Origin of the sequence: Paraburkholderia phenazinium, assembly GCF_900100735.1 — a bacterium.
GTDB lineage: Bacteria > Pseudomonadota > Gammaproteobacteria > Burkholderiales > Burkholderiaceae > Paraburkholderia > Paraburkholderia phenazinia.
Genome location: NZ_FNCJ01000002.1, coordinates 39580 through 58809 on the forward strand (window position 1 = coordinate 39580; position 19230 = coordinate 58809).

A 19230-nucleotide genomic window follows, 5' to 3' on the forward strand; every position below is an offset into this window, starting at 1 on the left:
ATGCGGAGGAGTAGTGGAACATCAACAACTAATTGACGAAGCACGCAAAGCACGCGAACGTGCCTATGCGCCGTATTCGAACTTTCTGGTCGGCGCCGCAGTGCAGACCCACGACGGCAAGATTTTTCATGGCTGCAATGTCGAGAACGCATCGTACGGCCTGTGCAATTGCGCGGAGCGCACGGCGCTGTTTAGCGCGATGGCGGCCGGCTATCGTCCGGGCCAGTTCAAGACGCTGGCGGTGATCGGCAAGACGGATGGTCCGATTGCACCGTGCGGCGCCTGCCGCCAGGTGATGATCGAACTGGGCTCGCCGACACTCGAGGTCGTGCTCAGCAATCTGGACGGCAAGGTGGAAGTGACCAGCGCCGGCGCGCTGCTGCCGGGCGCGTTCTATCTCGAACCGGACGGCTCGCCCAACGCCTGACGTTAAGCGCCACGCCACGCGCTTAAGGCGCGCAGTTGAACCCACACGCTCCACCTGCGATGGGGCTTTTTCCTTTGCACACAACGTGAGCATCAAATCATGCACAAGGTAATCTACGACACGGACCCCGGCGTCGATGACTCGATGGCGCTGGTGTTTCAGACGCGTCATCCGGATATCGAACTGATCGGTGTGACGTCCGTGTTCGGCAATGCGACGATCGAAACCACGACGCGCAACGCGCTCTATCTGGTCGAACGGTTTGCGAAGCCCTCGGTCGTGGTGGCTCGCGGAGCGGGCAAGCCGTTGCGCCGCGCGACACCCGAGCCGATTCCGCATATTCACGGGCACAACGGCCTTGGCGACATCGACCTGCCGGAGCTGGAAGACGACGGCCGTGGCCGCCTTGACGCAAGGCTGGCGCATCGCTTCATCATCGATGAGATCCGCAAGCATCCGCATGCGATCAACCTGGTCGCCGTTGGACCGCTGACCAATCTCGCGCTTGCGCTGCAGGAAGATCCCGAGATCCAGCACCTGGTGAAGCAGGTCATCATCATGGGCGGCGCGTTCGGCATCAACGGCATCCTGGGCAATGTCAGCCCCTGCGCAGAGGCGAACATTTCTGCCGATCCGGATGCGGCCGATCAAGTCTTTGCCGCAGCTTGGAAAGTCACTGCGGTGGGCCTCGACGTGACGCAAAAGGCGATCATGACCACCGAGTATCTCGACCGTCTCCGTCAAGATGGCGGCGCGGATGGACAATTCGTCTGGGACGTATCGCGCCACTACGAGCAGTTCCACATTGAGAGTTCGGGCGTGCACGGCATCTATGTGCACGACTCGTCGGCGGTCGCCTATCTGGTGGCGCCCGAGCTTTATCAGATCAGGCGCGGGGCGGTGCGGGTGGTGGTGGAAGGCCTCGCGATCGGCCAAACCATTCAGAAGCCTGCAACGATGGGTGTTCCCGCGCCGAACTGGGACACGCTCACCCAGCAGGATGTCTGCGTGGATGTGGACGTGGAGGGTTTTCTGAAGCTCTACTACCAGACCATCGTCGGACGCGCGGCGTAAATCCAGCTCAGAGGCAGCGGCGCGATGCCGCCGCCTCTTGTGGGTGTTACTGAATCGTCGCAAGCACGTCGCGCACGGTCTTGAAGATGTGCTGGATCTGCTCTTCGTTGATGATGAGCGGCGGCGAGAAGGCGAGGATGTCGCCCGTGAAGCGGACCAGCACGCCAGCCTCGAAGCACTTGACGAAGGCCTCATAGGCGCGGGCGCCCGGTGCGCCCTCGCGCGGTTCGAGTTCGATCCCGGCAACCATGCCGAGATTGCGAATGTCCTTCACATGCCTGGCATCGCGCAGGGAATGAGCGGCCGCTTCGAACGCCGGCGCCAGCGATGCCGCCCGTGCGAACAGGTCTTCGCGGCGATACAGGTCGAGCGTCGCCACGGCAGCCGCAGCGGCAGCCGGGTGCGCCGAATACGTGTAGCCGTGGAACAGCTCGATCGCCCCTTGTGCGCCGCTATTGACGATGGTGTCGTGAATCGTGCGGCTGGCGGCCACGGCGCCCATCGGAATAGCGGCGTTGTTGATGGCCTTGGCCATGGTCAGCAGGTCCGGCGTGACGCCGAAGTACTCGCTGGCTGTTGCTTTGCCCAGACGTCCAAAGCCGGTAATCACTTCGTCGAAAATCAGCAGGATGCCGTGCTTGGTGCAGATGTCGCGCAGCTTCTGCAGATAGCCTTGCGGCGGAATCAACACGCCGGTGGAGCCGGCCACCGGTTCGACGATCACCGCGGCAATCGTCGAGGCGTCGTGCAGCGTGACGAGGCGCTCGAGTTCGTCCGCGAGGTGCGCGCCCCATGCGGGTTGACCCTTCGAGAAGGCGTTGTGTTCGAGATTGTGCGTGTGCGGCAGGTGATCCACGGACGGCAGCAGCGCGCCGGAGAAAATCTTGCGGTTCGGCGCAATGCCGCCCACCGAAATGCCGCCGAAGCCCACGCCGTGATAACCACGCTCGCGGCCGATCAGACGCGTGCGCTGACCTTCGCCGCGCGCACGGTGGTAGGCCAGAGCGATCTTGAGCGCCGTGTCCACCGACTCCGAACCTGAGTTGGTGAAGAAAATCCGGTCGAGGCCGGCCGGCATCAGTTCGGCAACCTTCGAGGCGGCTTCGAACGCGAGCGGGTGACCCATCTGGAAGGTCGGCGCGAAGTCGAGTGTAGAAAGCTGTGCGGTGATCGCGGCGACGATCTCATCGCGGCCGTGGCCGGCGTTTACACACCAGAGGCCGGCGCAGCCGTCGAGCACCTCACGCCCGTCCGTTGAGCGGTAGTACATGCCCTTGGCCGATTCCAGCAGGCGCGGCGCGGCCTTGAACTGGCGGTTGGCGGTGAAGGGCATCCAGAAGGACGACAGGTCGTCGATGACGGGGCGCGAAGTCATGGTTATCTCCTCGAAGTGGTCTTCCAGGGGGACTTCCAACGGCCGAAGGAAGTCCCGGTGGGATGGGGCGTTGCGAAACTGTAGCGTCCGCGGTTAAATGGCGGACATAAACAGTTGATGCACTGATCTGCTAACTGTACAGGCGAAGTTGCCTTAACTGTGTTGGTCATCTGGGCATTGCGTCCGCCGCCATGATTGAACTTGAACTGGAACGCGACCGCCGCACCGCGCCCACCCTCGTCGAGCAGCTCGTCCAGGGCTTTGCGCGCGCCATCGAGGCGCAATCGCTGCGGGCGGGGGCACTGCTGCCGTCGGTGCGGCAACTGGCGTCGAGCCACGAACTGAGCACCTTTACCGTTACAGAAGCATACAACCGCCTGGTTTCGATGGGGCTGGTGGTTGCCCGGCGCGGCTCGGGCTACCGGGTGGCGCCGCTGGCGCAGGCCGCCCGCGCCAGCGCGACTGACTGGCAGCCGCCCAGCCTCACCGCGACGTGGCTGCTCTCCGACGTGTTCGCCGATCATTCGGTGCCGATCAAGGCGGGCGGCGGCTGGCTGCCGAACGAATGGATCAACGAAAGCGGTCTGCAGCATGCGCTACGGGCGATGAGCCGGGTGCCGGGGCCGCGCATGGGCGATTACGGCCATCCGTACGGATTCGCGCCGCTGCGCGAACGGATTGCCGGACAACTCGACCGGCACGGCTTGCCGGTTGATGTTTCCAACGTGCTGCTGACGCAAGGCGCGACCCAGGCGCTGGATCTGATCGTGCGCACGCTGCTGCGGACAGGCGACGTGGTGCTCGTCGAAGATCCGGGATACTGCAACCTGCTGCAGATTCTCAAGCTGGCGGGGTTGGTGGTGTACGGCGTGCCGCGCACGCCGGCGGGCGTCGATACCGAGGTGCTCGAAGCGCTGGTGGCCGCGCATCGGCCCAAGGCGATCTTCGTCAATACGACGCTGCAGAATCCGACCGGCGCGACTTTCGGCATGGCGGCGGCGTTCCGCCTGCTGCAGATTGCGGAGCGGGCGCGCATGTGGGTGATCGAGGACGACGTAAGCCGCGAACTCGCGCCGCCGGGGGCGCCCTTGTTTGCCGCGATGGAAGGCTTGCAGCGGGTGCTGTATGTGGGCGGATTCTCGAAGACGGTCACACCGGGGCTGCGTTGCGGCTACGTGGTGGCCGAGCGCGACGTGCTGCGCGAACTGGCGCGCACGAAGATGGCGGTGGGGCTGACGTCGTCGGAGACGATTGAGCGGATTGTCGACAAGGTGCTGCTGGAAGGGCGGTATGCGCGTCACGTCGAGGAGGTGAACGAGCGGCTCAAGGCTGCGCATGCCGTGGTGGAAGAGCGGCTCGATGCGCTCGGGCTGGAGCTGTTTCATCGGCCACGGGCGGGGCTCTTCTTGTGGGCGCGTTTGCCGATCGCAGCCGAGCGGGCCGGCGAGGTGGCGACGGCGGCGCTCGCGCATGGCATCTGGCTCGCGCCGGGGTCGTATTTTCGGCCCGACGATGCGGCGAGCGCGTGGTTTCGCTTCAATGCGCCGTATTCCACTGACGATGCGTTGTGGCGGTTTATCGAGCGGGTGGGTGAAGGGGCGGGGTGAGATCATATTCCTCAGACGTTAGAGTTTTCCCTATTTACACTGAGGCGTAAATTGAATATCGTCTCGACATGGTACCGATGCCACAAAAACGCTTAACGATCCGCGATATTGCCGCCCTTGCTGGGGTTTCAACGTCGACAGTGTCACGCGTGCTCAATAACTCTGGCTACGTCAAGGCTGAAGTTCGCGAGCGCATTGAAGCGGTGATGTCGCAGACTCACTACACACCCTCCGAGTTGGCGAAACAGTTGAAGTCGCATCGGTCAGGGTTGATTGGCGTAATTATCCCGAAGATCAATTCGTATACGACAAGTGAGATTGTTGCCGGAATTTCAGCAACACTCGCGCCGTTACGCTATCAAATGCTTCTGGCGAATACGGCTAACTCGGTGGAGGAGGAGCAAGCCGCCTACGATTTGTTCCGCAGGCAACGGGTGGCTGGCGTCCTGCATCTGGCGACAACGGTTAATCACAGCCTGATTGATGCGATACGCGGCGCCGCCTTACCCATTGTCATGATTGGACAGGATGCGAGCCGACTTGAAATCACAAGCGTCATCCAGAATGAACGGTCCGCAGCTCGACAGATCACTGAACACCTGCTCGCAGCTGGACACACGCGAGTTGGGCTAGTGACCGTGAGCGAAGAGGACATCCAGATTGGCGGAGAGAGAACAGCAGGGTATGTCGAAGCTTTGCAGGCACGAGGATTGTCGGTGGATCCGGATTTGATTGTGCGCGCGAGTTTTCAAACAGGCGCGGGTGAGGAGGCGGCGGAGCAGTTGCTACGCGCCACTGGCAGTGCCCGCTGTACGGCGATTCTGGCGGTGACCGACCGCCTGGCGGTGGGTGTGATGGCCTGTTTGCATGACCACGGCTTGCGGGTGCCGGATGATATCGCGGTAGCGGGCATGGGTGACAGTGACATGGCCCGCATGGTTCGCCCGGCGCTATCGACCGTCCACTACGATTACGCCGGCACCGGAGCAGAAGCTGCGCTTCGGCTGCTTGATATCCGCGAAACGAGACCTCGGGCGGCCTCGAGCGTTGTGATGCCATATCGGCTCGCGTTGCGGCAGAGTACTTGACCCACCAGCCGGCGAAAGCACACCCAAGGTAGTTGAATGTCTTCAGAGGCCGTTAAAAAAGGCCAATATGGTATCGGTACCATAGTGGTATCGGTACCATATTGAGCGTAAAGGAGATGAAAATGAATGAAAGAGAAACAGCACAGGCATTGCTGCCCTTGATTGGCGGCCCCGGAAACATTTGTCGGATGTCGCACTGCGCAACCCGTCTGCGACTGGTTGTGCGCGACGAAGCGAAGGTCGATCACGATGCGATCAGGGCACTGGACCTGGTGAAAGGCTCGTTCAGTACTGCAGGGCAGGTTCAGATCATCATTGGTCAGGGTACGGTGAACCAGGTCCACGATGCGATGCAACCGCTTGTCGGAGACCTGACTGTCAGCTCGCTTGATGAAGTCAAGCAGCAGGCCGCTGCGCAACAGAACGCGGCACAGAGACTGGCCCGGACGCTATCGAATATCTTCGTGCCGATTATTCCGGTGATCGTCGCCTCCGGCTTGCTGATGGGCACGCTCGGCATGCTGCGCAGTCTTGGCTGGGCCGATGGGAATAGCCCGCTATTTCAGATCCTCGATATCTTCTCCAGCACGGCCTTTGTGTTCTTGCCGATTCTGATCGCGTTTTCAGCGGCCCGTGATTTCCGCGTATCGCCGTATCTGGCAGTCGCGCTGGCGGGCATCATGATCCACCCTGCCTTGCAGAACGCCTGGACGCTCGGTGGCGGAGTTCACGAATACTGGGATCTGTTCGGACTGAAAGTAGCGAAGGTCGGCTATCAAGGCACTGTACTGCCGATTCTGCTTGCGGTCTGGATGATGGGATTTGTCGAGCGCGCCGTGCGCCGGATCATGCCAAACGCAATCGACTTGATCTTTACGCCGTTTCTCACACTTCTCATTGCCGGCGCCGTTTCGCTCACTGTCGTGGGCCCCATCGGCCGCATGCTGGGAGACGGATTGTCGTTCGGACTGCAGTGGATCTATCTGCACGGTGGCCCGCTTGCGGGACTGGTTTTCGGTGGGCTCTATTCAACGATCGTCATTACTGGCGTCCACCACAGCTTTCACGCACTGGAAGCAGGCCTGCTTGCCAACCCATCTATCGGTGTCAATTTTCTCCTGCCTATCTGGTCGATGGCGAATATCGCGCAGGGCGGCGCAGCGCTTGCAGTGTTCTTCATCACGCGTGACGAGAAAATTCGCCAGGTCGCCTTACCGGCGGCGCTATCTTGCCTGTTGGGTATTACAGAAGCAGCGATCTTTGGCGTCAACCTGCGGTTTTTCTGGCCGTTCGTGGCGGCTGCGCTCGGTGGGGCCGTTGCGGGTAGTTGGGTGGTCGCCACACATGTCGGAATGACCGGGATCGGTCTCACCGGTATCCCTGGTCTCGCAATCGTTCGCCCAGACGGCATGTTGAACTACCTGATTGGCGGTTGTATCGCCTTTGGCTTGGCGTTTGCAGGTACATGGCTGGCTCATCTGAAAGTGAAGGCACCGTACGGGGAGGCATCAGGTGCTTGATAGAACCGTGCTCGATGCTATTGAAGACCCTTGGCGGCAGTCCTTTCACCTATGCCCTGCGCGTGGCCTGATGAACGATCCGAACGGATTGATCTTCTGGCAAGGGGCCTATCACGTTTTCTATCAATGGAATCCGGATGGTTGCGTTCATCAGAACAAGCATTGGGCGCATGCCAGAAGCACCGACCTGATCCATTGGGAGTCTTTGCCGGTTGCGTTGGCCCCTGACGCCGTCTATGACGCTCACGGTTGTTATTCGGGGTGCGCGCTCGATTTCGATGGAGCGCTGTTGTTGCTCTACTCGGGCAACGTTCGTGATGAGGCAGGCGGTCGTTCCAGTTATCAGTGTTTGGCGCGTTCGCGTGACGGCCTCCATTTCGACAAACTCGGTCCAGTCATCGATGGATCGCCTTCCGGCTACACCGGACATTTCCGCGATCCCAAGGCATGGCGCGAGGCCGGCAACTGGTACGCCGTAATCGGCGCGCAGCGCGAGGATCTGAGTGGAACGGTTGTACTGGCAACGAGCCCGGATTTGCACGATTGGAAATTAATAGGTGAACTGATCGAACCGGAAGAATCTTGCTATATGTATGAATGCCCGGATCTGTTCGTGCTCGACGGTTGCTCGGTTATGACGTGTTGCAAGCAGACGCAGGAAGTTCGTGCCGGCAATATATATCGCGAGGATGTGGCCGGTTACATGATCGGTCAGATGGACCTGGGGCACGCACGATTTTCGCACGGCACCTTTCGTCAGCTCGACCATGGTTTCGACTTTTACGCACCGCAGACGCTGCTTGATCCCGCCGGACGCCGTTTGTTGATTGGCTGGATGGGGTTGCCGACTCAGCCGGAAACGCCAACGGTGGCGTCGGGCTGGACCCACTGTCTAACCATGCCGCGCGAGCTGACACTGGAAGGCGAGCGGCTGCTACAGCGTCCGCTGCGCGAGTTGAAGCATCTGCGCGGGGATGAGATTCGAATGCCTGACGTCGAGGTGGAAGCGGGAACGGCTATCTCCTTGCCTCAAGTTCCGGAGGGCGCATGGGAACTGGATATTTCGATCGAGGCGTCCATCGACGCTGATTGGGTACTCCATATCTACAGCGGTGAGGACCAGTCGTTGTCGCTCGCCTACGAGGGCGGACAAGGCAGGCTGTCGCTTGTCCGGCACTGCCCGGCGGCAGGCCAGATCCACGAGCGAAAGGGTTGCGACATCGGTTTTCGCGTGGAGCGGTTGCAGCTATTCGTTGACCGAAGTTCGGTGGAGATCTTTGTGAACAACGGCATCGAGGTTTTTACGACGCGTTGTTACCCCACGTCCGGGCCCTCGTCGCCTCGGCTTACTGCCGCGCAGTCCGTTGCGCTTCATGACATTCATTTGTGGCCCCTGGCGCAGAGACCAGCGTAGTTGCGACTTCTCAAAGAATAAATAGCACAACGAGACTTTGGAGAGAGACATGAAGACGCGAATCAGAGCACTGATCGCGACGGCAGCGCTATGCCCGTCCACGCAGGTATTTGCCATGGATCTTGGTAATGGCCTTGAGTTTACTGGCTACATCCGCGCGGGTGTGGTTGCGGAGCATCAGACAGACGACGGCGGCGTGAACAAGTACGCGCTCGGAAGCGGCGCGGAATTGTTCCGTCTTGGTAACGAGGGCGATACGTATGCCGAGCTCGGACTGAAAAAGACCTTCCACTTCGACAGCGGTGTGACCTGGTCCGCGGCGTTCACCGCGACCTACTGGAACGGTCTTGCCAATTTTCGCGGCTTGACTAGCGATGGGATGTACGTCACGAAGGAAGCTTATGTTGCAACCAGCGGCTACGCGTTCTCGCCTTCGACTATCTTCTGGGCGGGTAAGCGCTACGTCGAACGGGAAGACGTGCATATCGTCGACCACTTCTTTTACAGCATCGGCGGGCCGACGATCGACCCGGGCATCGGCGCGAACAACATTCCGATTGGCACAGAGGCCAAACTCGGGGTGAGCGTGTTTCGCAGCCAACAGCGTTTCAGCCCGACGGACGACAGGCAGGACGCTACACGAATCAATGTCGATTTCTACGATATCCCGGTGGCACCGGGCGGCCAACTGCGCGTGGTGGGTGAGGTGATGCATGGCCAGTTCAATGGCGGCAGCAGCGGCGGTGCACTGACTCTTAAATACGACCAGCACGATTTTCCTCTGCCGAACATGACGAATTCCGTGTGGTTACAGGGCAGCACCGGTTACGCGTCGCTGGAAACCGGCTTTGATGCACTGAATTGCCCAAGCGGCACTCGAAGCGTGCGTCTGATCGATTCGCTTAACTGGCAGGTCGGCCGTTTCGGCGGTCAGGCGATCGCGGTCTATCAGCGCGGGAAAGACGAGAGCGATGAAGGCAGCAGCACTGGGACGTCGTTCGGTGGACGCGTCTCATACGGCGTGACGCGCTATATCAAGCTGCTCTCGGAAGTGGGTTGGACGAGCTTGCGTGTGAACGGCGGTCCATTACAGAAGCTCGAAAAATACACCGGCGCCATCGCCTTCAGTCCCGGTGCCGAACTGATGACCCGGCCGGAACTGCGTCTTTATGCGACGCGTGTCGCATGGAACACGGCAGCGCTGGATGCGCAAGGCGCGCAATGGGGCACATGGTCGGCGGGCCGTCGCTCTACCAACCTGTACGGCGTCCAGGTCGAGAGCTGGTGGTAACTGCAGGCCGTGGCAATTTTCCTCTTATCTTCACGTATTCCAGGAGCAGTTTGCATATGTTGGCTAAGTTATCGCAAGTGAATGTGTTGGCCCCTCTATCCGGCACGATCGTTCCGATCGAAGAGGTTCCGGATCCAGCGTTCGCTCAGAAGATGGTCGGCGACGGCCTCTCGATCGATCCGCTCACGGATGTCGTGTTGGCGCCTATCGACGGACAGGTGATCGATTTCCAGTCGTCGCACCATGCCATCGTCATCGCGGGGGAAGCGGGCGTCAAGATCATGGTGCATGTCGGGCTCGATACGGTCCTGCTCGAAGGCAAGGGCTTCAGTGCGTTGGTCAGCAAAGGCGATATGGTTCGCGCCGGACAGCCGCTATTGCGCTTTGATAGGGACTACGTGGCCCGCAACGCTGCTAGCGTGCTGACCGAGATCGTCGTCGTCAACGGCGAGATCGTCGCGCGAATCGACAAGGCTTCGGGCATGGCCGAGGCTGGCCGGAGTGTGCTGCTAACGCTTCATCTCGAAGTTGAGGCATCCGATGGCACACCACCGGAGCATGACGGCGAAATGTTGCATTCGCCTGTCATCGAGTTGCGCAACCCAGCCGGTCTGCATGCTCGGCCCGCTGCAACGCTGGCAACGGAGGCTCGAAAGTTTTCCGCGCGTGTCGTGCTGTCGTGTGGCGAACTGGAGGCTGACGCCAAGTCGGCCGTCGAAGTCATGGCGCTGGCGACCCGCCTGGGCGATAAGGTGCGCTTGAGCGGACGCGGCAGCGATGCTGCGCAAGCACTCGACAGGCTGGCGCACTTGCTGCGCGATGGATGCGGGGAGCGCATCGATGACGCCACGCGCCTGGCGGCCAGTCGGCAAGCGCAAGACACTTGTTCAGCCCCGGTGGCGCAAGCGGACACATCGAATGACCGCGCTTTCGCTGGCGTTGCCGCGTCACCCGGACTGGCGGTCGGACATATCGTGCAATGGCGTGATGCCGAACTCGAATTCGACGAGACCGGCAGTTCGTTCGACGAGGAGCGTGCGCGGCTCCATGCTGCATTGGAGATCGCGCGCAACCAGATCCGCTCGTTGGCGCCCCACGGGGCGCAAGGTGATGCTCCAGAGGTGCAGATCATGGAAGCGCATCTTGCACTGCTCGACGATCCGCTGCTGGTTGACCCGACTGAAGCCAGCCTTCGTACCGGAGTCAGTGCGCCAGGCGCGTGGCATGCTGCCTGTCAGTCGGTTGTGCGGCGTCTGCAGCAGCATGCGAGCGCGCAATTGCGTGAACGGGCAACCGACGTGCGCGATATCGGCACGCGCGTGCTGACCTTGCTGACCGGCGGCAAGCGTTCGACGCCTGTGCTGGGAGACAGGTCGATTGTCCTCGCCCACGACTTAACGCCGTCCGACACCGTATCGCTGGATCGCAGCAAGGTCGTCGGTATTTGCACTGTCGCTGGCGGGCCGACCAGCCATGTGGCGATTCTCGCCCGTTCGATGGGGATCCCCGCGATCTGTGGCATGCCTGCGGCCGCACTGTCACTCAGCGACAGCACGTTTGCCGTGCTCGACGGCACGGCGGGTGTCCTTCAAACCGATCCCGATCCCACCTTGCTGGCCGACGTGGGGCGCCGTCAGGAGGCTGCAGCGGTGCAACACCGAGCGAACCAGCAAGCAGCGCACCGCATCGGCAGCACGCGCGACGGGCATCGAGTGGAAGTGGTCGCCAACGTGCGGGATGCGGCCGAAGCGCGTGAGGCGATGGCGTCAGGCGGAGAGGGCGTCGGGCTGCTGCGTTCGGAATTCCTCTTCGAAGACCGTACTGCGCCGCCGGATGAAGACGAACAAGCTGCCGCTTACCAGGCTGTGGCGGCCGAGCTGGGCACGCAGCGGCGGCTGATCGTTCGGACGCTTGACGTCGGTGGGGACAAGCCGCTGCGGTATTTGCCCTTGCCGAAAGAGGACAACCCCTTCCTCGGCTTGCGGGGCATTCGTGTCAGCCTCGCCTACCCCGAGTTATTTCGCAGCCAGTTGCGCGCGATGCTGCGGGCCGCACCAGCCGGGAACCTGCACATTATGTTTCCCATGGTGTCCGATCTGGATGAGGTGCTGGCCGCGAAATGCATCCTGAGGGAGGAGCAGATGAAGTACCCGCATCCGGTCAAGATCGGCTTGATGATCGAGGTGCCCGCCGCAGTGGCGATTGTCGAGGCCCTCGCGCAGGAAGTCGACTTTTTCTCGATCGGTACCAACGACCTTGCCCAATACACGCTAGCAATCGACCGTGGACACGCGAAGCTATCGTCGCAGGTCGACACCTTGCATCCGGCCGTGCTGAAAATGATCGATCTGACGGTAAAGGGTGCGCATGCGAATGGAAAGTGGGTAGGGGTGTGTGGCGCGATGGCCTCCGATCCGGTTGCCACGGCGATCCTGGTTGGGCTGGGCATTGATGAGCTTTCTGTGAGCGTTCCCGCGATTCCCGCGATCAAGGCTGAGCTTTCAAGGCTCGATTTCGAGGCATGCCGGACGTTGGCGCAACGTGTATTGAAGCTTGGCAGTGCAGCTCAGGTCCGAGCGGCCATAGCCGGGTAACTGGAGATTTAACCCCTACCATGACTACTCAGACTCTTTCAGCGACACCCGAGCTTCCGCTCGACATGATTGTCTTCGGTGGTGCAGGAGACCTGGCCGCACGCAAACTGCTCCCGGCTCTTTACATGGCGCACCTGCACGGAAACCTTCCGGCACAAACACGTATTGTCGCGGTGGGTCGTGCTGACTGGTCGCGTGAGCAGTATCTGTCCTTCGTGGAAGAGAACGCGCGGCCGTTCGTCGACAGCAAAGCACTCGATGCGCCTGGTTGGGACAAGTTCCTCGCTCTGTTCGACTACGTGCGCGTCGAGATCGGATCACCGGCCGACTATGCAGGTCTTGCCGAGAAAACTCGCAATGACGCGCTGCGCGTGTTTTATCTCGCAACCTCGCCGGAGCTGTTCACAGCGATCTGCGACAATCTCGCCGCATGTCACCTTGTCGACGGCCAGTCGCGCGTCGTGCTCGAGAAACCTCTGGGTCACGATCTTGCCTCGGCACAGGCAATCAATGCTTCTGTTGGGCGTCACTTTGCAGAAGCGCAGATCTACCGGATCGACCACTATCTTGGCAAGGAGACGGTGCAGAATCTGATGGTTCTGCGTTTTGGGAACGCGATCTTCGGTCCCCTCTGGCAGGCGCCCTATATCAAAAGCGTACAGATCACGGTGGCGGAAACGGTCGGCGTAGGTAACCGCGCTGGCTTCTACGACAAGACAGGTGCGATGCGGGACATGGTGCAGAACCACTTGTTGCAACTGTTGTGCATTGTCGCGATGGAACCGCCAGTGTCGCTCGATCCTGACGCTGTGCGCGACGAAAAGCTGAAGGTTATGCGCTCGTTACGGCCCATGACGATGGCCGACATCGCACGCGATACCGTACGTGGTCAATATATGGCTGGCGCCGTCGGCGGCGAATCGGTCAAAGGCTACCTGGAAGAGGACAACGTACCTGCCGACAGCAGCGCGGAAACGTTCGTCGCGTTACGTGTACGTATTAACAACTGGCGCTGGGCTAATGTGCCGTTCTTCTTGCGCACGGGGAAGCGTTTGCGGCAAAAACAGTCCGAGATCGTCATCGAATTTGCTGATTTGCCGTTTTCGATCATTCCAAATGGAACGCGCAAGTACGGCAACCGTCTTGTGATCCAACTCCAGCCCGAAGAATCCATCCAGTTGCAGATGCTCGCGAAGGAACCCGGCAGCGGGCTGCAGGTACTGCCAGTGAACCTGAATCTCGACTTGCAGCAGGCCCTCGCTGGACGTCGAGCTGAAGCCTACGAGCGGTTGTTGATTGACGTGATCCGAGGCCGTCCGACCCATTTCATGCGCCGCGACGAACTCGAGGCGGCATGGGCGTGGGTGGAGCCCATTCTCGCCGGATGGCGGGCGCTTGGCGATCGGCCGCGAGCCTATATCGCAGGAACATATGGTCCTGCTGGATCGTCGGCGCTTATGGCACGCGAAAACATGGCGTGGCCAGAGGAAGGATAAGTCTCATCGGCCCCGGGCGGGGCTTCCTGTGGAGGGTTGTGACCGATGCCGCCGGTGAGCTGGCGGTGCTCGTAGGCGCCGGTGAAGTACTTGGCGTAGGCGGCCGGCTCGGGATGAAGCGCTCCATTAGCGTCGCCTTCGAGCGTGATGGCCGGAATGCCGATGGTGGGGTGGGCTGCGAGCTTCGTCTCGATCTCGTCGTATCTGGCTTCACCCTCTGCCAGCTTGATCCGCCAGCGATAGCTGTTGACGGTAACGGCGACATGGTCAGGGTTCTCGAACGCCGGCGCTGAGCGCTCAAACGTCGCATCGTCAAACCGCCATTTCGGCGACGCCAGCTCCCAGGTCAGCCTGACAAAATCGTGAGTGTATTGGCCATAACCTATCCGGCCCCGATCGGTGGCGAAGTAGAACAGTTACCACCATTCGCGTTCCTTCTCGGGCGGTATTGGCTTCAATGCCTGGTCCTCCTGACTGGCGATCGTATACCCGCTGGCCTTTCCGAGGCGTAGCGTCTGACAGGAACCGCGTGGTGCCATAGCCGCGCAGGTAAGGGACCAGCACGCGGTAACCGGCGGCGGCGAGCGCCGGTGCCACGTCTACGAAGCTGTGAATGTCGTAGGGCCAGCCGTGAAGCAGCAGGACGGGTGTCCCGTTCGCGGGACCAAGGTCCGCATAGCCGACGTTCAGTTCTCCGGCTTTGATCTGTTTTAAAGGGCCAAACTTAGTGTGCGAGCCCGGGACGATCGTGGGGATCGTTCGGGAGGTCGGTTCGCTCGCTTCTGCGCTGGCCGGTCCAAACTGGGCGAGAGTGCCAGCGGCCAGGCCGAGCGCAGCAGTGGCGACAAACTGACGTCGTGTCATTGAGGTGGGTTCGGTCATCTCACATTCCTTTTGGATGTCGGTGGTGGTCCTGATATCGGTTATGTGCGTAGGGGGCGCAGACCCGCGCGGACCTCTTCGGCGAATATTTGCGGCTGTTCCCACGCCGCAAAGTGCCCACCCTTTGCGGGCTTGTTGTAGTAGATGAGGTTGTGATACGCCCGCTCTGTCCAGCTGCGCGGCGCCTGATAGTTCTCACCGGGAAACGCACTCACAGCAGCCGGAACGGAGACGTCAGCGGCGGCATAAAAGTTGAAGTGCGATTCCCAATAGATGCGAGCCGCGGAAATCCCCGTGTTGGTCAGCCAGTAGAGCGTGATGTCGTCGATAACATCGTCTCTTGTCAGGTATCCTGAGGAAAATCCGTTGACCGTTCGACCGTACACGGCCGACGTCATCACCGCAGCCGGCTGGCCGTTACCGTCGGGGTGATCCATCAGCCAGCTTGCCAGCGCAATCGGCGAGTCCGACAGGCCGTACAACGTTTGTGGGCGGGTGCCCTGTTCGACTGCGTAGCCGCGCCGCTTCGACAAGCCGAGTAACTGCTCGTATGCGTGCCTTTCGTCGTCCGTGAGGTTAGCCGGAGCCGGACTATTGTCCTGAAGCGCCTTGACGATCTCGGGCGGAATCGTCGCCGGGAGATTGACGTGGATGCCCAGCAATTCCGGCGGAGCCTGTTTGGCCATCACGTTCGAGACAATCGCCCCCAGGTCGCCGCCTTGCGATGCAAATTTCTCGTATCCCAGACGCTTCATGAGCAGTACCCAGGCGCGCGCGGTGCGCTCCGGACCCCAGCCAGTGGTGGTCGGTTTGCCTGAGAATCCGTAGCCCGGCAAGGACGGAATCACCAGATGAAACGCGTCCGACGCGCTCGCGCCATGTGCCGTGGGATTGCTCAACAGATCGATAATCTTGAACTGCTCGATGATCGAGCCGGGCCAGCCGTGCGTGACGATCAGCGGCATCGCGTTTTCGTGTTTCGAACGAACGTGGATGAAGTGAATATCCAGTCCGTCGATCTCGGTCACGAAATTCGGATATGAGTTCAGCTTTGCTTCGCACTTGCGCCAGTCGTAATCGGTCGACCAATGGCGAGCGAGTTCCTGAATCATCGCGAGCGGCACGCCCTGCGTGTCATCCGTCACCGTCTCACGATCAGGCCATCTCGTCGCCTTGATGCGTCGCCGCAAATCGACCAGTTGCGATTCCGGCACATGGATACGTAGTGGACGAATGGCGGTCTTGTCGCCCGTTGCCGGAGCCGCTTCGGCGATTGCCTGATTCGTGTCCGCAAAAGCGAGCTGGCTCAAAGAGCCCGCAGCGATGGTTGCCGCTGCTACGCCAATGAAACGACGGCGCGACGGAACCTGAGGATTGCTGTTGTCTGACATAAGATCTCCTGGTGTCGATGTGGCTAGGTTTCAAGCGGTGGCGTCACCGTGGGTGAACTCGGCGGCATGGCGTTTCCCTTTTCGATGCGTTCAAACAGGTTGAGGTTGGGTGGCTTGCGGGGGCTTGTGGAAGGTGTGTATGCACATATGAGCGCGGAAGCAGAACGTTAGTACGGCTTCTCAGATAGATATAGATGCCTGACTAAAGGACTTCAACGTGATGAATGTGCGCACAGATGCCACAGTCGATTTCCTGGGATCAGGCAACCGTGGTGCCCAGATCGTCGGGGTCTTGTTGCGTGCTCGACTTGGGGTGCGCGGCGCGTTCGTGAAGGTTCGCGGTGGGCGTACGGTCGATCAGGAGACTCAGCAGTTCGGGGCGGTTGTAGTGGCCAGCCGAGTCCATTAACATCTTGCGCCGGTCGATCTGCGTGAAATCGAGGTCAGCGATGACCTCGCCCTCACCGGAGCGGAGCGGTTCGCCGATCAGCATGCCGTCGGGGTTCACGATGGTGGTGAAGCAGCCGCCCGAGATCGGACCAATCGAGCAGCCCGTGTCTTTCATGATCTGCGCCTGCTGGTCGGCGTCCAGCCAGGCCGTTGCGTTCACGACGAAGCAGCCGGATTCCAAGGCGTGCTGGCGGATATTGATTTCCATCCTTTGGGCAAATCTCTCGCCGAAGGCGGAGCCCGGATACATGGCCGAATGGATCTGCTCGCCGTCCGCCATCATCGCGTAGCGTGCCAGCGGGTTGTTGTGTTCAAAGCATGCGAGCTGGCCAATCCGGCCGACCTTGCTGTCGACGGCGCGCAGGCCCGAGCCATCGCCCTGACCCCAGATCATGCGTTCGAAATGGGTGGGGGTGATCTTGCGGCGACGCTGGATCAGGGTGCCGTCGGCGTCGAACAGCAACTGCGTGTTGTAGAGGGTGCCGCCGTCCCGCTCGTTGACGCCGATGGACACCACCATGCCTGCCTTGCGGGCAGCCTCGCCGATCGCATCGGTCGCGGGGGAGGGAACTGTCACGGACTGTTCCAGCAGTCGCAGATGCTCGGTTCCGGACAGAAGCTGAACGCCTGTCTGGACGGCGGAAAAATACGGGTAGTAAGGCACCACGGTCTCCGGGAACGTGGCGAACTGCACACCCTTCTGACCAAGTTCGAGGATCTTTTGTACGACCTTTTCAACGGTCGCCTCACGGCTGTACAGCACAGGGCTGATCTGGACCGCGGCGGCTTTGACGACTTTCATTGCAAACTCCTTTAGTGGTACGGACGAGCACAACGCCTTCCTGCTATGTCCCATACGCAATACATCGGCTGGCGGAAATTCTGATCCGCCAGCCGTCTATCCGGTTTATACGAGCGTGAACGAAACATCCACATTGCCGCGCGTCGCCTTGGAATACGGGCAGGTCTGATGCGCCCCGGCTACCACCGCCTGAGCAACCTCGGGCGGGAGGCCGGGAAGGCTCACGTTCAGACGTGCCTGGATGAAATACGCGCCGTCGGTGGTTCCGAGATCGATCTCGGCATCGACGCTGGTGTCGGGCGGCAACCCGACATTCAAGGCGTGTGCAGCCTTGCCCATCGCGCCGATAAAGCATGCCGACCAGCCGGCAGCGAGCAGTTGCTCGGGATTCGTCCCGGCACCCGCCGAACCCGGGGGCGAGAGCTGGATGTCGAGGCGGCCGTCTGAACTGCGCGCGGCCCCATTGCGGCCGCCAGTCGTGTGAGTCTTGCCTGTGTACAGGACGTTTTCGATTTGGGTCACTTCGGGTTGCTCCAATAGGTCTGGTGATAGGTAAACAATGGTGCGTTCATCGACAGGCCACGGGCTTTCCGGTAGCGAAACCGAGGAGGAAACCGTTGCGGCGCAGGTTCAATGCACGATGGACGTATTGGAGTGCCCGGATGTATCCCACATGTGTCCGGGCCGGGTGGTTTGTGTAAGTGCGTGTATCAATGCACCTGGCGGATACATTGCGATACAAAGAGGAGTGGTTTGTCGGCGGGACCTAACCAGGAATACTGTGCTACTCGCGTTCCGTATCGTCGACCACGGAGGCGCGCCCAAAGCGCATTTGATATTCGCTGGGCGACAGACTGGTCTTGCGCTTGAACAACTGTCGAAATGTGCTGATGTCGCCGTAGCCGACCCGCTGGCTCACCCTATCGACGCTGATGGGCCTTGATTCGAGCAATTGTTTCGCCACTTCGATGCGCAGGTTCTGGAGATACGCCAATGGCGCGAGGCCGACTGCCTGCTTGAAACGCCGGTTAAGCGTCCGTTCGCTGACAGCGAGCCAGGCGGCGAGCTCACTCAGCCGGAATCCTTGCTGAAGTGTGGCCTCCATGCGCTGCTGAGCCCGCGCGACGAGCGGGTCGGCATGTCCGTGTTCGTCGAGAAGCGTTGCAAAGGATGCCTGAGAAGTCCGGTTCATGTCGATCAATAACGACTTGGCGGTCTTCGCGGCAAGCTTCTCGCCAGCGAACATCTCGACCAGCCGTACGGCGAGGTTGAGATACGACGTCACTGAACCGCCCGAAAGAATGCCATCTCCTCCGGTCAGGACTTCGCGGGCTCGAAGTTCGACATGCGGATAACGCTGGGCGAAGTCAGCCGCTTTGGCCCAGTGTGTGGTGGCGACCCGGCCGTCGAGCAAGCCCGCCTCAGCAAGCAGGTAGTTGCCGGTGCAGTATGCGGCCAGCACGGCGCCCGCCTTGTGCTGGCGCCGTAGAGCAGAAGACAGCGCATTCAACTGCTCCCGGCGGCCGACGAACTCGTCCATATTGGAGAAAAAGGGCGCCGCTAGCAAAATCGCGTCGGCACGCTTGCGAGGATCGATTTTGCCGTCTACGGGTACGCTCTGACCCGAAGCAGCCCTGACCGATTGTCCGTCAGGCGATTCCACGCGCCACGCGAAAATGGGCGAAGGGGTCGGCCCGCGCGTAGCCTCCTGGGCACTCAGGAGGTTGGCTGCATTGAAGACGTCGATGGGGCCCGCGACGCCCGATGCCATGATTCCGTCATAGACCCAGATCCGGATAGTGACCATTTGGCGACCGTT

The 19230-nt window shown here is 60.8% G+C and carries 14 protein-coding genes and 1 pseudogene; 9 read left to right on the forward strand and 6 right to left on the reverse strand.

Annotated features, from left to right (window positions below; translation table 11 throughout):
• Positions 1-13: 13 nt before the first annotated feature.
• A complete protein-coding gene (locus BLQ92_RS04070) occupies positions 14-427 on the forward strand; it encodes a cytidine deaminase (protein WP_090681971.1) in 414 nt (137 codons plus the stop codon).
• 99 nt (positions 428-526) lie between these two features.
• Positions 527-1501 carry a nucleoside hydrolase gene (locus tag BLQ92_RS04075; protein WP_090681972.1) on the forward strand — a complete coding sequence of 325 codons (975 nt, stop codon included), beginning with the start codon at positions 527-529 and terminating at the stop codon, positions 1499-1501.
• A gap of 46 nt (positions 1502-1547) precedes the next feature.
• Here BLQ92_RS04075 and aptA read toward each other — a convergent pair whose 3' ends face one another.
• Positions 1548-2876, reverse strand: a complete 1329-nt coding sequence (gene aptA, locus BLQ92_RS04080) for an omega-aminotransferase AptA (protein ID WP_090681974.1) — start codon at positions 2874-2876, stop codon at positions 1548-1550.
• Between the two features lie 191 nt (positions 2877-3067).
• Between aptA and BLQ92_RS04085 the strand changes: the two genes are divergently transcribed.
• From BLQ92_RS04085 to zwf, 7 genes are all read left to right on the forward strand, one after another.
• Positions 3068-4483, forward strand: a complete 1416-nt coding sequence (locus BLQ92_RS04085) for an aminotransferase-like domain-containing protein (RefSeq protein WP_090681976.1) — start codon at positions 3068-3070, stop codon at positions 4481-4483.
• A gap of 77 nt (positions 4484-4560) precedes the next feature.
• A complete protein-coding gene (locus BLQ92_RS04090; RefSeq protein WP_244106309.1) occupies positions 4561-5571 on the forward strand; it encodes a LacI family DNA-binding transcriptional regulator in 1011 nt (336 codons plus the stop codon).
• Between the two features lie 122 nt (positions 5572-5693).
• Positions 5694-7091, forward strand: coding sequence for a sucrose-specific PTS transporter subunit IIBC (locus tag BLQ92_RS04095; protein ID WP_090681979.1), 1398 nt, complete (start codon positions 5694-5696; stop codon positions 7089-7091).
• A 7-nt stretch (positions 7092-7098) separates the two neighbouring features.
• On the forward strand, positions 7099-8505 hold the full coding sequence (locus tag BLQ92_RS04100) for a glycoside hydrolase family 32 protein (protein ID WP_280517436.1): 1407 nt from the start codon (positions 7099-7101) through the stop codon (positions 8503-8505).
• Between the two features lie 49 nt (positions 8506-8554).
• On the forward strand, positions 8555-9796 hold the full coding sequence (locus BLQ92_RS04105) for a maltoporin (protein ID WP_090681982.1): 1242 nt from the start codon (positions 8555-8557) through the stop codon (positions 9794-9796).
• A 56-nt stretch (positions 9797-9852) separates the two neighbouring features.
• The gene (gene ptsP / locus BLQ92_RS04110) at positions 9853-12390 is read left to right on the forward strand and encodes a phosphoenolpyruvate--protein phosphotransferase (RefSeq protein WP_090681984.1); all 2538 of its coding nucleotides are present in this window, start codon (positions 9853-9855) and stop codon (positions 12388-12390) included.
• A gap of 20 nt (positions 12391-12410) precedes the next feature.
• The gene (gene zwf, locus BLQ92_RS04115; RefSeq protein ID WP_090681986.1) at positions 12411-13886 is read left to right on the forward strand and encodes a glucose-6-phosphate dehydrogenase; all 1476 of its coding nucleotides are present in this window, start codon (positions 12411-12413) and stop codon (positions 13884-13886) included.
• Here the strand turns inward: zwf and BLQ92_RS04120 are convergent.
• The 5 genes and pseudogenes from BLQ92_RS04120 to BLQ92_RS04140 all read right to left on the reverse strand — a co-directional run bounded on the left by BLQ92_RS04120 (position 13805) and on the right by BLQ92_RS04140 (position 19218).
• Positions 13805-14768, reverse strand: a pseudogene (locus tag BLQ92_RS04120) (alpha/beta fold hydrolase). The gene zwf and the pseudogene BLQ92_RS04120 sit on opposite strands and share 82 nt — an antisense overlap.
• A 41-nt stretch (positions 14769-14809) precedes the next feature.
• Positions 14810-16159, reverse strand: coding sequence for an epoxide hydrolase family protein (locus BLQ92_RS04125; RefSeq protein ID WP_090681988.1), 1350 nt, complete (start codon positions 16157-16159; stop codon positions 14810-14812).
• 259 nt (positions 16160-16418) lie between these two features.
• Positions 16419-17411, reverse strand: a complete 993-nt coding sequence (locus BLQ92_RS04130) for a carbon-nitrogen hydrolase family protein (protein ID WP_090681989.1) — start codon at positions 17409-17411, stop codon at positions 16419-16421.
• A gap of 105 nt (positions 17412-17516) precedes the next feature.
• A complete protein-coding gene (locus BLQ92_RS04135; RefSeq protein WP_090681991.1) occupies positions 17517-17933 on the reverse strand; it encodes an organic hydroperoxide resistance protein in 417 nt (138 codons plus the stop codon).
• Between the two features lie 262 nt (positions 17934-18195).
• A complete protein-coding gene (locus tag BLQ92_RS04140) occupies positions 18196-19218 on the reverse strand; it encodes a GlxA family transcriptional regulator (protein WP_090681993.1) in 1023 nt (340 codons plus the stop codon).
• Positions 19219-19230 lie beyond the last annotated feature (12 nt).